General features: G+C 52.1%; 10 protein-coding genes. All 10 read left to right on the forward strand.

From position 1 onward, the window contains the following. Positions 1 to 69 precede the first annotated feature (69 nt). Positions 70 to 2,991, forward strand: a complete 2,922-nt coding sequence (locus DXD12_RS04890) for a molybdopterin cofactor-binding domain-containing protein (protein WP_022359117.1) — start codon at positions 70 to 72, stop codon at positions 2,989 to 2,991. Between the two features lie 414 nt (positions 2,992 to 3,405). Next, positions 3,406 to 5,700 carry a pyridine nucleotide-disulfide oxidoreductase/dicluster-binding protein gene (locus tag DXD12_RS04895; RefSeq protein ID WP_182457027.1) on the forward strand — a complete coding sequence of 765 codons (2,295 nt, stop codon included), beginning with the start codon at positions 3,406 to 3,408 and terminating at the stop codon, positions 5,698 to 5,700. Between the two features lie 5 nt (positions 5,701 to 5,705). Further along, the gene (locus DXD12_RS04900) at positions 5,706 to 5,942 is read left to right on the forward strand and encodes a DVU_1557 family redox protein (RefSeq protein ID WP_022360474.1); all 237 of its coding nucleotides are present in this window, start codon (positions 5,706 to 5,708) and stop codon (positions 5,940 to 5,942) included. Between the two features lie 169 nt (positions 5,943 to 6,111). Further along, the gene (trsS, locus tag DXD12_RS04905) at positions 6,112 to 7,638 is read left to right on the forward strand and encodes a radical SAM (seleno)protein TrsS (RefSeq protein ID WP_207665260.1); all 1,527 of its coding nucleotides are present in this window, start codon (positions 6,112 to 6,114) and stop codon (positions 7,636 to 7,638) included. 29 nt (positions 7,639 to 7,667) lie between these two features. Further along, positions 7,668 to 9,557 (forward strand): DVU_1553 family AMP-dependent CoA ligase, encoded by a 1,890-nt coding sequence (locus DXD12_RS04910; protein WP_118637610.1) that lies wholly within the window; start codon positions 7,668 to 7,670, stop codon positions 9,555 to 9,557. Positions 9,558 to 9,686: 129 nt separating this feature from the next. Continuing rightward, positions 9,687 to 10,088, forward strand: coding sequence for a NifB/NifX family molybdenum-iron cluster-binding protein (locus tag DXD12_RS04915; protein WP_022360477.1), 402 nt, complete (start codon positions 9,687 to 9,689; stop codon positions 10,086 to 10,088). Between the two features lie 11 nt (positions 10,089 to 10,099). Further along, positions 10,100 to 11,785, forward strand: coding sequence for a DVU_1551 family NTP transferase (locus DXD12_RS04920; RefSeq protein WP_118637612.1), 1,686 nt, complete (start codon positions 10,100 to 10,102; stop codon positions 11,783 to 11,785). Between the two features lie 21 nt (positions 11,786 to 11,806). Next, positions 11,807 to 12,826: a molybdopterin-binding protein gene (locus tag DXD12_RS04925; RefSeq protein WP_118637614.1), complete on the forward strand. Its 1,020-nt coding sequence runs from the start codon at positions 11,807 to 11,809 to the stop codon at positions 12,824 to 12,826. A 69-nt stretch (positions 12,827 to 12,895) separates the two neighbouring features. Then, positions 12,896 to 13,972 carry an XdhC/CoxI family protein gene (locus tag DXD12_RS04930; protein WP_182457028.1) on the forward strand — a complete coding sequence of 359 codons (1,077 nt, stop codon included), beginning with the start codon at positions 12,896 to 12,898 and terminating at the stop codon, positions 13,970 to 13,972. 391 nt (positions 13,973 to 14,363) lie between these two features. Next, a complete protein-coding gene (gene modA / locus DXD12_RS04935; RefSeq protein ID WP_118468947.1) occupies positions 14,364 to 15,224 on the forward strand; it encodes a molybdate ABC transporter substrate-binding protein in 861 nt (286 codons plus the stop codon). Positions 15,225 to 15,407: the final 183 nt, after the last annotated feature.

Consider the following 15,407-nt stretch of genomic DNA (forward strand, 5'->3'; position numbering starts at 1 on the left):
GGTATGATGCGGAAGGATAGTCGGAAGCATCAGGGCTCTATTTATTTTAAAGAAGGAGGACGAAACAGCATGAAATTAAGAAAAATGATGTTGAACATCAACGGTGTTGATCGTATGTTTATGTGCGATCCGGAAAACGATAAACTGTCAGATGTTCTGCGCCGGATCGGTCTGACCGGTGTTAAGGTTGGATGTGGAACCGGTGTCTGCGGTTCATGTTCCATCATTCTGAACGGACAGGTAATCCGTTCCTGTACCAAGAAAATCAGCCAGGTAGAAGAGTATTCCAAGATTACCACCATCGAGGGTATCGGTACTCCGCAGCATCTGCATCCGTTACAGGTTGCATGGATGAACTGCGGTGCTGTACAGTGTGGTTTCTGTGTACCAGGCTTCATCGTTTCCGCATATGCTCTGTTAGAGCAGAACCCGGATCCGACCCGTGAAGAGGTTCGTGACTGGTTCCAGAAGACAAGAAACGTATGCCGTTGTACCGGATACAAACAGATTGTAGATGCAGTTATGGCTGCAGCTAAGGTTATGCGTGGCGAGTGCAGCATCGAGGATATCAAGTTCCACAATCCGGAAGATGGCAACTACTACGGAAAACCGGTTGTTCGTCAGGATGCACTTGGTAAGGTTTGTGGTCTGACCGACTACGGCGATGATCAGGCTCTTAAGATGCCGCAGGGCGTTTTATATGCAGCTATCGTTCAGCCGAAGGTTACCCATCATGCAAAGATTCTGGCTATCCATACTGAGGAAGCTGAGAAGATGCCGGGCGTTGTTAAGGTTATCACAGCAAAAGACCTCATCGCAGCAGGCGGAACTAACATCATGGCTGAGGGTCAGTTCCATGAGAGAAGTACTGTTATGACACCATCCCGTAAAGTTCTTCAGGATGAGAAGATCTATCGTTACGGTGATGTTATCGCTATGGTAGTAGCTCATACACATCGTCAGGCTCGTGCAGCAGCCGCTAAGGTTACGATGGAATACGAGCAGCTGCCAGAGTATCTGACATATCTGGATGCAGTTATGCCGGATGCTATCCGTATCCATGAGGATACTCCGAACATCTTCTGCGAGCAGCCGGTATTAAAGGGAGCAGGTCTGGAAGATGCAGAAGAGGTAAGAGACTTAATCGACAAAGCACCGCATGTAGTAGAAGGAAGCTTCTCCTCCTCCCGTGAGCCGCATCTTTCCATCGAGGGTTGTGTACTTCAGTCTTACTGGGGCGATGATGGCCTGCTGACCATTCAGTGTAAATCCCAGTGTGTATACTCCTCGATCGGACGTCTGGGTAACTGCCTTGGTGTACCGAAGGATAAATACCGTATCATCATGAACCCGACCGGCGCAAGCTTTGGATGGTCTACCAACGCAGGCGATATCGCACTGTGTGCAGCTTGTACCGTAGTTACCGGCGAGCCGGTATCCCTGTCCATGTCCTATGAAGAGCATCAGCACTTCAGCGGCAAACGCTGCCCGGCATACTCCAATGGCCGTCTGGCATGTGATAATGAAGGTAAGATCCTGGCTGCTGAATTTGATATCGGTATGGACCACGGCGCTTACTCCTGGGGCGGTGACGACGTTATGACCAAACCGGCACGTTTCACCTTCTTCCCGTACAATGTACCGAACGTAGCAGGTCTGGTTCGTGTAGCGAACGTTAACCATGCATTTGGTACTGCTTACAGAAGCTACGGTTCTCCGCAGGCATATACACTCAGCGAGCCGCTGATGGATATGATGGCAGAAGAACTGGGCATGGATCCGTTCGAGTTCCGTTATAAGAATATCTGCCGTGAAGGCGATAAGAATATCAACAGCTATGTATATCCGCAGTATCCGATGGAGAAGATCATGGATACCATGCGTCCAATCTATGAGAAGGCGGTGGCTGATGCGAAAGCAGCTGACACACCGGAGAAGAGAAGAGGCGTTGGTATCGCATGGGGCGGCTTCAACGTTACTGAGGGCGGCGGCGACAGCGCTGAGGTTGCTCTTGAGCTTATGCCGGGCAACAAGATCCGCAAATACGACACATGGCATGCAATGGGCCAGGGTGCTACAACCGGTTCTCTGGTAGTAACACTGGAAGCTCTGAAAGAAATGCATCTGACACCAGAAGATATCCAGCTGATTCAGAATGATACCAAGACCTGTCCGGATACCGGTATGGCTGGTGCCAGCCGTTCCCTGTACATGGATGGTAATGCAACCATCATCGCAGCTAACAAGCTTCTGGCAGCTATGAGAAAAGAAGATGGTACACTTCGTACCTATGATGAGATGAAGGCAGAAGGCATCGAGACCAAGTATCTCGGCCGTTACGAGACCAACACAACTCCGGGTCTGTGCCGTCTGGATCCGAATACCGGTATCGGCGACCCGACTCCGGCATTCACATACTGCCTGAACCTGGCAGAGGTTGAGGTTGATACTAAGACCGGTAAGACTACCGTTCTGAAATTCACCTGTGTTGACTTCGTTGGACGTATCGGTAATATCGATGCTGTTAACGGTCAGGCATACAGCGGTATCATGCATGGTATCGGCTTCGCCCTGAAAGAGGACTACGCAGACGTTAAGAAACATGCGAACATGTTTGGCGCTGGTACTTCCTACATCAAGGATGTTCCGGATGATATCAACCTGATTCATATCGATGGCGCTATCTCTGATGGTCCGTTCGGTTCTTCAGGTGCTTCTGAGGCATTCCAGGCATCTGGCCACTGTGCAGTTCTGAATGGTATCTACAATGCCTGCGGCGTACGTATCCATGAGATCCCGGCACTTCCGGAGAAGGTAAAAGCTGGTCTGGATGCAATTGCAAAGGGCGAGAAACCGTACGAGCCGAAGAAATACTTCCTTGGTTCCGATATGTATGAGGAACTGGAGAATATCAAAGAGAATCCGGTACAGGTAGGAACCCAGAGCTTCTACGTATCCCTGGATGATCCGACAGCTGAGCGTCCGTTCTAATCCGATTCGGAAGAGGAATGCGTGGCTGCACATGAAGCGGGCAGCTGCGGCAAGGCGTATCGCGTGATTGTAAATAAGAATTAAATAAAAGCTGCTGCGAACCTGCAGAATCTATGTTTAGAGAGGTAGGTTTTGCAGCGGCTTTTTTGTAATTATGGTATATAATAAAAAGTATTAAAAGTTGGCTCTTAGAATTTTTACTTATCGATTGAGGACGGGATAAATGATTCTGGGAGAGGATAAATGGTTACTGTTCACGGGTAGGCACTTTTGGAACCGAAAGTGCCGTAAGAAAACGTGGTGGCAGCAGGAATTTGCCGTATTTAAATGCGAAGCCACGGCAAATTCCGTTACTGGGCACGTACGCGTGAACAGTAACGATAAATGCAGGAGAAAAGAAGGGAGGTCCGCCCTGTGAGCTATTTGGAAGATTTTGAGAAGACGCTGGCGGAGAAATGCCATCAGAACGAGCCGCCGTTCTGCCAGGCAGCCTGTCCGTTCCGGCTGGATATCAAGGGGCTGGAAGAAAAGTGGAAAAAGGGCCGTTTCAACGCGGCGTACCGGACCTATCAGAATACGGTGGGATTTCCGGATATTGTGTCGAAGCTGTGTAGCCATCCGTGCGAGAAGGCATGTCTGCGTGCGAAGCTGGACGGGGGAATCGCGATCGGGTTTTTAGAGCGGGCGACTGTCGAGTACGCGAAGCGGAAGGCACCGAATGCGTATAACCTGCCGTCGAAAGGAAAAAAGATCGCGATCGTCGGAGGCGGTCTTTCGGGGCTTGGCTGTGCACTGCGTCTCTGCAATAAAAAGTACGAGGTAACGGTTTATGAGCGGGAAATGGTTCTGGGCGGTCAGGCGAGAAACCAGATGGATCCGGCGGAATTTGATGCGGAGATCGAAGCGCAGTTCCAGTTTGAGGAATTTTCACGCCATCTTGGTGAAACGGTAACGGATCTGGAGGCACTCCGGGCGGACTATGATGCCGTGTATGTGGCAACTGGGGCAGACGGCGCGGACTTTGGTCTGGAAATGGACCCGGACGGCGCATTTGCGACCCGGACCCAGGGCGTTTTCATTGGCGGTTCTCTGACGGGCGGCGACAGCATGAAGGCGCTGGCGGATGGGCTGGCGGTTTCGCTTGCGATCGAACGGTATCTGAAAACGGGCGGCATGAATGAGCCATTTCGAAAGGAAGGGACACTTTTAAAGCTTCAAACGGATGGGATTGAGCGTGCCGAGCGGGTGGTTCCGGCAAACGGGGAATCGTATACGGAGGAAGAGGCGATGCAGGAGATCGCGCGCTGCCAGAAGTGTTCGTGTGATGCCTGTATGCGTGCTTGTGATCTGATGCGCCTGCATGAGAAAACACCGCGCCGTTTGTATGAAGAGGTTTACATAACAATCCATCCCGGTACGTTATCGCGCGATGGTACGTGGGCGACGAGACTGATCAGCACCTGCGATCACTGCGGGCTGTGCAAGGAGGTCTGCCCGCAGCATATTGATTTTAGCCAGTTTTTGCTCGAAAGTATGCGGGCAATGCGGAAAAAGGGCGCGATGCCGTGGCCATTTCATGATTTCTGGCTGCGCGACATGGCGTATGCCTCCGGAAAAGCGGGGCTTACGCGGAAACCGGAGAATGTTAAGCAGAGTTCCTACGCCTTCTTTCCGGGATGCCAGCTCGCCGGTTCGGATCCGCGCTATGTGACGCGGACATATGAGTGGCTGCATTCCAAAAAGCCGGATGCGGCGATCTGGATGACCTGCTGCGGTGCACCTGCCGAGTGGGCAGGCGAAGTGGACATCCACGCGGCACATCTGGAAAAAATGCGGCAGCAGTGGAGAGAACTGGGCGAACCAACCGTGATTTTAGCCTGCCCGAACTGCCGGAAGATGTTTGAAGAATACCTGCCGGAGCTGCCGGTCGTTTTCCTGGAGGAAGTGATGGAAGAGTGGGGCGTGGAGAAAGATGCTGCTTTGGAACCGGACAATGCTGAAAAGGGTGAAATGGAAGCGGGAAGTACCCAGCAAGCGCAGTCGTATGCCTTGTTTGATCCATGCGCCAGCCGCTATTATCCGGAACTGCAGGAGAGCGTGCGTCACCTGGCGGATGCGGCGGGGATTGTCTGGGAAAATCTGCCGTATGACGGTAAAAAGGCGCGCTGCTGCGGATATGGCGGACATATCGGGATTGCTTCTCCGAGCCACACAAGCTATATGACAGCTTCCCGTGCAAAAGAGGAGGAGCTGCCATATGTGACCTACTGCGTCAACTGCCGGGAGTCCTTTGCAGGACAGGGCAAGGAGGCGGTACATATCCTCGATTTGCTGTTTGGGTTAAATGGTGCGGGACGTCCGGCAGCGACGGTGACAGAGCGTTGGCACAACCGACTGGCGGCAAAACGGGAACTGCTTAAGACGTATTGGAATGAGACGATCGAAGAGGAAACACACATGAAATTAGAAGTTGAGAAGGAGCTGGAACGCAAATTGTCAGCGGGTCAGATTTTGATCGAAGATATGGAACAGGTCATTGAACACTGTGAGCGGGAAGACCGCGGTATCATCGACCCGGAGACGGGACATCGAATCGGGCATCTGAAGATCCAGCATATGACCTACTGGGCAGAGTACGAGGTGCTGCCGGAGGGCGGTTATAAGCTCTGGAATGGCTACAGCCACCGCATGAATCTGGAAGGAGAGTGATGAGTATGCCGACGATTGATGGAGGCGGAAGAGATCAGCGGATCAAAGAGGCATTGGAAAAAAAAGTCATCTGCCGCCGGTGTCAGGTGGAAATGGTGCCGAAATCCACATTTTTTGACTATCTGGGGCACAATTTCCACACCGAGATCCTGTGCTGTCCGAAGTGCGGCGAGGTATATCTGCCGGAAGCGCTGGTAAAAGGACGTATGGCGGATGTGGAGAGAGAGCTGGAAGATAAGTAGATAGTAGATATAAGTATGATTCATGAGAGATGCTTTTGGATCTGAAAAGGATAGGTGAGACAGGCTGGCTGCGGGGATTTGCCATGTGTGAACATGAGAACACAGCCCATCTGCGGCTGGCTTTATCATGGGAGAACTGTAATGAATTGAGATAAGGGGATGAAGGACGATGGTAATGAACTTACAGGACAGAGCCCTCCTGCCAGAAGAAATGCGCCATACATACAGTGTCTGTCCGGTCTGTTTAAAACGCATTCCGGCAAAGCGGGAAGAGCGGGACGGGCAGATATATCTGGTAAAAACCTGCCCGGATCACGGGACATTTTCCAGTGTAATCTGGAGAAATAAGCGTAAGTTTGCCGACTGGCGCGGGGAACGTCCGGCGGTGGGAGAAAATGAAAATCTAAATTGCCCGGCTGGCTGCGGTCTGTGTGCGGAGCACAGGCGCGCCACCTGCTGTACCCTACTGGAGATCACAGCGCGGTGCAATATGAACTGTACCTTCTGTTTTGCGGAGCCGGACGGGGCACAGGATCCGTCCTTAGACACGGTAAAACGCTGGATCGACGATCTGACGGATCCGGGAAAAACACTTTTGCAGCTTTCCGGCGGGGAACCGACAGTGCGGGACGATCTGCCGGAGATCGTGGCGTATGCGAAGCAGGTTGGCTGTAAATATGTGCAGTTAAACAGCAACGGTCTGCGCCTGGCGGAGGACGAGGCGTTTGTAAAGCGTCTGGCAGATGCGGGACTTTCGTTTGTATTTATGCAGTTTGACGGCGTGGACGATGCCGTATATGAAAAACTGCGCCGCCGCCCGATGCTGGAAGTGAAAAAACGGGCGATCGAGCAGTGCGGCCGGTATGGAATCGGCGTGACGCTTGTTCCGGTCCTTGTTCCGGGCGTCAATACGGAGCAGATCGGGGACATCATCCGGTTTGCCATTCAGCGGTCGCCGTATGTGCGCGGCGTGCATTTCCAGCCGGTCAGCTATTTTGGACGTATCCCGGAGCTGCCGGCGGATGATGACCGCTATACGCTGGATGAACTTTTGGAGGCGGTTGTCAGCCAGAGCGGGGGGCTTATCAAAGAGGAACAGATCGCGCCATCCTGCTGCGATCACCCGATGTGTGGGTTCCACGGGGATTTTATCGTGATGCCTGGGGATAAATTGATGCCGCTGACAAATTATAGTGGAAAAACCGAGACAGAAGCGGAGGGCGAAGGCTGCTGCTGCGGTCCGGATCCGGCGGAGAAGAACCGAGAATTTGTCGGACGCCGCTGGGAACGGCGCGATGTGGAAGAGGCGTGTTGCTGTGGAGAAAGCCAGCCAGAAAAAGAAAGCTGCTGCTGCGATGCCAATGCAGATGCGTATCTGTTGGAGAAAGCGCAGCCCGAACCAGGAAGCTGCTGCTGTGGCGGAACTCAACCAGAACCAGGAAACTGCGGTTATGGCGGAACTCAGCCAGAACCAGAATCCTGCTGCTGTGGAGAAGAGTCGGTTGACATAACAAATATGGAGGACTTCTTAAAGCGTGCCAAAAGCCACGGCTTTACGATCACATCCATGGCGTTTCAGGATGCCGGAAATCTCGATATCGAGCGCCTGCGCCAGTGCAGCCTGCATGTGTATAAAGACGGGAAGAAGATTCCGTTCTGTGCATACTACTTGTCTCCGATGGAAAGAGGCAGATAATAGAAGCGCAGAAAGGAGAGGTGCAAAAAATGGATACAAATGAGTGCAGTCTCTGCCGTCCCGGTGGATTTGCGCTGACGAGGCAGATGTTCCAGTTTGCGGGAATTGAGATACCAGAGGCGGGAGCGGCAGATACGGAGTCTACAGACCCTGCAGTGCCGCTTCGCGTCATCGACATCGGCTGCGGAACCGGCGGCACGATGCGATGGCTTTCTGAGCATTGCCCGGGCTGGCAGATTTCCGGCTTGGATAAGAATCCGGATGTGCATGAACCTGGCTGGATAGAGACTGGATGTGCGGAGAAACTGCCATATCCAGATCAGACGGCAGATATCATTCTGATGGAATGCAGTTGTTCCAAAGCTGCGGAACCGGCGGCGGCGCTCCAGGAGGCGTACCGGGTGTTAAAGCCGGAGGGATGGCTTTTGATGAGCGATATGTATGCCCGGAAAAAAGAGCTTTTCTTAGACGGGATGCTGGGACGGCTGGAGTCCGCTAAAACAATCCGTGACCGGCTGGCGGAGGCGGGATTTGTGCTTGCAAAGATGCAGGACGCGTCGGGAACATTGGCGGAGTGGATCGGGCAGCAGATCTTTGATGGAAATCTGGAATCCGTCTGCGCGGCGCTGGGGGCGGAACGGAAGATTTTAAAAGAAGCGGGCTGCGGTTATTTTATTGCAGCGGCGCAGCCGTCCGGGTTATGGCGGACACTTTCGTATGTAAAGGAGAAAAGTCCATTTTATCAGAAGAAATTTACATCCGTCTGGGGACAGCTTGGGGAAATGGCAGGTTCCGATGCACGGCTCGCGCCGGATTCGTTTTCATGGGCGGATTACCGGACACTTCCCCTCACAACCCCGGAGGAACTGAAAGCGGAGCCGGAAACATTTTTATGTGTTCCAGCCAAGGAGATCGCGCGGATTATCACGCTGAAAACCTCCGGCAGTACAGGGGCACCGAAGCGCCTGTTTTTTACCGAAGACGATCTGATGCAGACGGCGGATTTCTTTGAAACAGGGATGCAGTACATGGTAAAGCCAGGCGATCGGGTCACGGTTTATATGGAAGGACCGGGATTTTTTTCGATTGGAGGACTTTTAAAAGAAGGATTGGGGCGCATCCGGGTGGAGACGAAGGTTCATGGACTGATTCACGATATGGAAGCGGCAGCGCGGGACGGCGAGGGGGCAGACTGCCTGATCGGTGTCCCAAGCCAGATGTATGCGCTGGCAGCCCATGCGCCGGGACTTGGCCCGAAAACAGTGCTTTTAAGTGCTGATTATGTGCCGGTCAGCGTGCAGCGTTTTTTGGAAAAAACATGGAACTGCCGGGTCTTTACACACTGGGGGATGACGGAAACTGGTTACGGCGGCGGCGTACAGTGTGGGGCGCGTGTGGGTTACCATCTGCGGGACCGGGACCTTTTGATTGAGATTCTGGATCCGGATACGGGACAGCCGGTTCCGGAAGGGCAATACGGCGAGCTGGTTCTGACAACGCTTCGGCGGCGGGGAATGCCGCTTGTGCGCTATCGGACCGGCGATCTGGGGCGGATGATTGCAGAACCGTGTGCCTGCGGATGTTTAAAGCCCAGACTTGATAAGGTTGAGGGACGGCTGGATGACAGCGTCCGGCTGTCCGGCGGAAAAGTACTTTCCATGCACATATTAGATGAGCTTTTATTTGCCCTGGATGAGGTGGAAGATTTTCAGGCATCTTACAATGCGGCGCAGAAGCATCTGACGGTGGCTGTTATGAAGAAAGCGGGTTATGCAGATGCGGTAGGAAGCAGAGTGAAAAATGTCAAAGCAGCATTAACGGAATACTTTGGGAACTGCCTGACCGTCTCAGTGATAGAAAAAGAAATTTCCCCCTATATCGGTTCGGGAAAAAGGCGGCTGATCATCGAGGAAAAATGAAAAATGAGTGGTAAAATTCAATATCATGAAAAACTTGACGATAAGTTTTAATTGCAGTATCATAAAATTAAAAATAATCGAGAAATTTTGAAAAAAATCAGTAAAATTTGACAAGAACAAGGAGAAAAAATGAACATAGCGATTGCATCAGAGACAGAGGAGATCGACGGACTGGTGCCGGCGACTTTTAAGGAGAGTCCGTTTTTGATGATTATTGACGCGGACAAGAACCAGATTTTCCATGTCTATGGAAAACAGGATCCGGACAATCTGGTATTTGCGAAGAAGGTGGTAGAACATGACTGTGAGGCAGTCATCTGCGGACCGATCGAGAAAGAACCGTTTGAGATACTGGTAAAGGCGGGCGTGACCCGTTATCTGGGAAGCGGGCATACGGTTCAGAAGGCATATAGCTATATGAACCGTTATAAACTGGAGCTGATCCGAGATTACATCGGCGGACCGGGACCATTTGGACACAGCCATGATTTCAGCTGCGAGTGTGGGGAAGAAGAGGAACACGAGCACTAGGAAAGGACAGAATGCGGACGATTTATTTGATCCGGCATGGGAAGCCGGAATTTCCAGATGAACGGAAATATTGCATCGGGCGGACGGATCTGCCGCTTTCAGAGGAAGGGCGGACACAGATTCGGGCGCTGGGGGAGACATTTGCGGGACGCAGAATTGAAAAGATTTATACCAGCCCGTTAAAGCGCTGCCGGGAGTCAGCCGCGATCCTGCAGGAAGTGATTGACAGAAGTATTCCGATTGAGGTCGTAGATGGTCTGGCGGAGATTGACATGGGGGAATGGGATGGTCATTCCTTCGATGAAATCCGGGAACAGTTTCCAGCGGAGTATGTGGCACGAGGGGCAGATATGTACGATTTCCGACCGCCGCAGGGAGAGAGTTTTGCAGATTGTGCAGGGCGCGCCAGGACAACCTGGAATGAACTCCGGATGAAGAGCCGGGGTGATATTCTGGTGATCGGGCACGCGGGCTGGTTCCGGACATTGATCTGCGGCTGGGAGAAGCGGAAAAAGACAGAACTTCTGCAGATTCCCTTTGGCTACGGACAGGTGTATGAAAGAAAGGATTATGTATTTGACGCCTTGATCTCGGCGGCGGGGCGATCCTCGCGGATGGGGGATTTCAAACCGCTCATGAAGCTTGGCGCCCAGACGGTCCTGGAACGTGAGATACAGACGCTGCGGGCGTGCGGTGTACATGAAATCACGATCATTACCGGACGCCGGGCGGAAGATATACGCGCGGCGGCTGCGGGAACGGGAATCCATTTCATCCACAATCCGGCGTATGCGGAGACGAAAATGTTTGATTCCGTCTGCCTGGGGCTTTCCTATTATGAGGAAAAGCGGAAAACGGCAGGAAAAGAGACGCTGGATGGCATTTTCTTTTTTCCGGTGGATGTGCCGCTGTTTACACCATTTACGCTGGAATATGAAAAATACCGGTTCGCGGAGGGCGATGGGGATGTCTATCTCCCGGAATATGAGAAAACACCGGGACATCCGCTTCTGATCCGTGCAGATGTGATCACAAAACTGCTGCAGCATGACGGGACGATGGGACTTAAAGGCGCCTGTGAACAGCCGGGAATCCGCCGGATTCCCCTGGATGTGCCGGATCCGGGCTGCGCGTTTGATGCGGATACCCAGGAAGAGTTTCAGAAATTGCGTGACTGGGAGAGAAAACGACCTGTCCCGGACAAAGAGGAGTGTGAACGTCTGCTTGCATGGTTCCACACGCCGGAGGCGACGGTGCGCCATAGCAGGGTGGTTGCGGAGCTGGCCGTGGAATTGGCAGATAGAGTTCTAAAGCATAGGGCGGAAACGTGTGTGGAGATGACATACAAAAGCCCTCCAATCGATAAATACAAAATCTACGCGGCGGCGCTTCTTCATGACATCGCCAAAGCATACCCCGAACATCCAGAGACAGGGGCGGGATGGCTGCGGCTTCTGGGACATACCGGGATCGCGGATATCGTTGCGGATCATATGGATCTGCCGGAAGAAAAGCTGGGATATCTGAACGAAAGCCTGATCGTGTACCTGGCGGACAAGCAGGTACAGGGAGAACGGCGTGTAACGATCGAAGAACGGTTTGCGGCAAAACGGGAGAAATTTAAGGATAATCCGGAGGCGCTGGCGGGTGTGGAACGGCGGTATCAGCTGGCAAAGCGTGCGGAGGCATTACTGTAAAAAGGAAAAGAGGAAAATCATATGAAATTAATGAAAACAACCGAGGCAGTCGGACAGGTACTCTGCCATGACATGACGCAGATTATTCCGGACGTGACGAAGGACGCCGTATTCCGCAAGGGACATATCGTGCGTGAGGAGGACATCCCGGTACTGCTTTCGATTGGAAAAGATCATATTTATGTCTGGGAAAAGGACGATACAAAATATCATGAGGACGAGGCGGCGGACATTCTGCGCGGCATCTGCCAGAATGAGTATATGCGTGCAACCGATCCGAAGGAAGGCAAGATTGAGCTGATTGCGGAGTCGGACGGTCTGTTTCTGGTCGATGAAGAACGCCTCTTAAAGGTCAACAGCCTGCCGGAGATGATGATCGCGACCCGCCGGACGAATTTCCCGGTAAAAAAAGGTGATAAGTTAGCCGGAACCCGTGTGATCCCGCTGGTAATTGAAAAAGAAAAAATGGAAGAGGCGAAGAAGGCAGCAGGTTCAGAGCCGCTGTTAAAGCTGCTTCCGTATAAAAATAAGAAAGCGGGCATTGTGACGACCGGAAATGAAGTGTTCTATGGACGGATTGAGGATAAATTTGGTCCGGTCATCCGGGAAAAGCTTCAGGAATTTGGTGTGGAAGTTCTGGGACAGAAGATTATAGGGGACAATCCGGATAAAATCACGGAGGCAATCCAGGAATGGCTGGATCAGGGCGCCGATTTTGTTGTCTGTACCGGCGGCATGAGCGTCGATCCGGATGATACGACACCGAGCGCGATCAAGCAGACCGGAGCGGAGGTTGTCTCCTACGGCGCGCCGGTACTTCCGGGTGCGATGTTCTTGCTGGCATATATGAAGGACGGAAGACCGATCATGGGACTTCCGGGCTGCGTGATGTATGCGAAGAGGACCATCTTTGATCTGGTGCTGCCGCGTGTGATGGCAGATGTGCCAGTGACAAAAGCGGATCTGGCGAAGATGGGCGCAGGTGGTCTGTGCTTAAATTGTCCAACTTGTATTTTCCCGAACTGCGGTTTTGGTAAATAATAGAGCCAGAGAGAAGCGATGAAGCAGCAACCGCGATGGCACAACTGCGAAATGAGAAATGGATGGCTCATGCAGTATAAAAGAGAGGAAGTGCGTGATATGAATCTGTATGGGGAGATTCTGAAAAAACTGGAAGGGACGCCGTGTCTGGCGCTCGAGAGAAGCTTTGTGGGAGAAGAGGGAAATCTAGCAGATATGCGCTGTGAACTGAAAGAAGGTGCAGAGGCGTCGGAGATTGGAAAAGAAGCCCTGACACAGGGGCAGCCGGTCTGTGGGCGCGCCGGAAGCAGTTGGAATGTGGCGGAACCATTTTTCCCGAAAGAGCGCCTGATTATTCTCGGAGGCGGCCATGTGGCTCTTCCGGTGGCAGAATTTGGCGCGCGCGTCGGATTCCTGGTAACTGTGGTGGACGACCGCCTTTCCTTCGCGAATCCGGGACGTTTCCCGATGGCAGAGAAGGTGATCTGTGATGACTTTGGGCATGCGATCAAAGAACTCAAGATTCAGGAGAGCGACTATATCTGTATCGTTACGCGCGGACACCGCCATGATGCGGACTGCCTGCGGATGATTGGAAAAGGAAAAGAACCGGCGTATCTCGGCATGATTGGTTCGAGACGCCGCGTCGGTATCGTGAAACAGGAGCTTCTGGAAGAAGGCTACGATCCAGAGCGGATGAGCCGTTTAAAGAGTCCGATTGGTTTAAAGATCGGCGGTGTGACACCGGAGGAGATCGCGATCTCGATTCTGGCGGAGATCATACAGGTAAAGCGCATGGATCGGGAAGACAAACGTGTGAAAAACCGTTCCGATCTGGATTTTGATGTGCTGAAACGCCTGGCAGAGGAGCCGGATGAGCCGAAAGCAGTGGTCACGGTGATTGAATCAAAGGGATCCTCCCCGCGCGGGGCAGGTGCGAAGATGATTGTCTACCGGGACGGACGGATTCTCGGCAGCATCGGTGGCGGCTGCAGCGAGGCGGCCGTGCTGGGCGAGGCACGTTCTCTGATCGGAAGCGGCAGGTACAAAGTAGTTCATGTAGATCTGACCGGCGAGGCAGCGGAAGATGAAGGAATGGTCTGCGGCGGCATTATGGATGTGCTGGTGGAAGACTTTGCCACGGATCGGGAATCGTGTGACCGGTAAGGAAACCGAAGCACCGGCGTATTTGGATAAAAAATTTCAAATACATGAAAAATAAAAAGATAAAAATAAAATACATGAAAAAATCATCATAATAATTTCACGAAAATAGACGGAAGGGTTTGGAAAGAACAACTGGAAAATTCATAAGAATAAAGGGAAAATGCAGAAAAAAGCCACGTTATTTTTTGGTGCACATAATGACCATGTGCATTCAATAAGAATCATTGTAAAGATTGACAAAAAAAGTGCCACGTGCTACTATTTGATTAGCAAATATCATTATAATTTTCCGAAAATAACGGAAGGGTAAAAACCACATTGCTATGGCGTGAGGAATCGAAACGAGGAGGATGCCGGAAACGTGTGCGTGAAATGAGGGAGAAACCAAGATATGAGAAAAACGTGGGCACTTGTAATGGCAGCAGCGATGGCGGCAGCATCCCTGACCGCATGTTCATCCAGCAAACCGGCTGAGACAGCAGCACCGGAAACGGAGGCAGAGGCAGCTGAGACAGAGGAGACCGAAGCAGAAGCAGAGGCAACCGGCGACCAGCAGGAGATTCTGGTAGCGGCAGCAGCTAGCCTTCAGTACGTTATGGAAGACAAGATTCAGCCGGCATTTGAGAAAGAGAATCCGGACATCAAGCTGAGCTTTACCTTTGACAGTTCAGGAAAGCTGCAGACCCAGATCGAAGAGGGCGCAGATGCAGACGTATTCTTCTCCGCAGCGATGAAGCAGATGAACGCGCTGGAGGACGAGGGACTGGTTGATGCAGATTCTGTCGTAGAGCTTCTGGAAAATAAGATCGCCCTGATCGTTCCAAAGGATTCCACACTGGGAATTACCGGTTTTGAGGATATCACAAAGGCAGAGAAGATTGCACTCGGCGATCCGGAGAGTGTTCCGGTTGGACAGTACGCCAAGGAAGCCTTTGAGAATCTGGGTATGTGGGATGATGTAGAGGCTAAGACAAGCTTTGGTACCAACGTAACCGAGGTTTTAAGCTGGGTAGCAGCCGGAAGCGCAGATGCAGGTATCGTATACCTGACCGATGCAACCACCAGCGATCAGTTTGACCAGGTAAAGGTTATCGGATATGCACCGGAAGGAAGCGTATCGAAGGTTATCTATCCGGTTGGTGTTGTAAGCGCAAGCACAAAGAAAGATGCAGCACAGAAGTTTGTAGATTATCTGGGAACCGATGATGCGCTCTCCTTCTTTGCGGAGTATGGCTTCACAGCAAATAAATAAGCCGGGAGTGATGACTGTCTGGGATATGCAGCTGACTGGGTGAATAGAAAGCAGGACAGCGAAGGACAGACAGTGAACCATGTATGGAATAAAATCCGCCGCAGAATACAGGGTCCGTTGAAAACCAGGTGTTCTGCGGCAGTTTTTATCTCAGTCGAGAAGACTCCCACCTCTTTAGGTGGC

Origin of the sequence: Clostridium sp. TF11-13AC (assembly GCF_003481065.1) — a bacterium.
GTDB classification, from domain to species: Bacteria; Bacillota; Clostridia; order Lachnospirales; family Lachnospiraceae; genus Otoolea; species Otoolea fessa.

Bases quoted from the DNA above. Each gene is read 5' to 3' on its own strand.
- DXD12_RS04920 (WP_118637612.1), top strand. From the start codon at position 10,100: ATGCGGACGATTTATTTGATCCGGCATGGGAAGCCGGAATTTCCAGAT.
- DXD12_RS04890 (WP_022359117.1), top strand. From the start codon at position 70: ATGAAATTAAGAAAAATGATGTTGAACATCAACGGTGTTGATCGTATG.
- DXD12_RS04925 (WP_118637614.1), top strand. From the start codon at position 11,807: ATGAAATTAATGAAAACAACCGAGGCAGTCGGACAGGTACTCTGCCAT.
- modA (WP_118468947.1), top strand. From the start codon at position 14,364: ATGAGAAAAACGTGGGCACTTGTAATGGCAGCAGCGATGGCGGCAGCA.
- DXD12_RS04915 (WP_022360477.1), top strand. From the start codon at position 9,687: ATGAACATAGCGATTGCATCAGAGACAGAGGAGATCGACGGACTGGTG.
- DXD12_RS04900 (WP_022360474.1), top strand. From the start codon at position 5,706: ATGCCGACGATTGATGGAGGCGGAAGAGATCAGCGGATCAAAGAGGCA.
- trsS (WP_207665260.1), top strand. From the start codon at position 6,112: ATGGTAATGAACTTACAGGACAGAGCCCTCCTGCCAGAAGAAATGCGC.
- DXD12_RS04910 (WP_118637610.1), top strand. From the start codon at position 7,668: ATGGATACAAATGAGTGCAGTCTCTGCCGTCCCGGTGGATTTGCGCTG.
- DXD12_RS04930 (WP_182457028.1), top strand. From the start codon at position 12,896: ATGCAGTATAAAAGAGAGGAAGTGCGTGATATGAATCTGTATGGGGAG.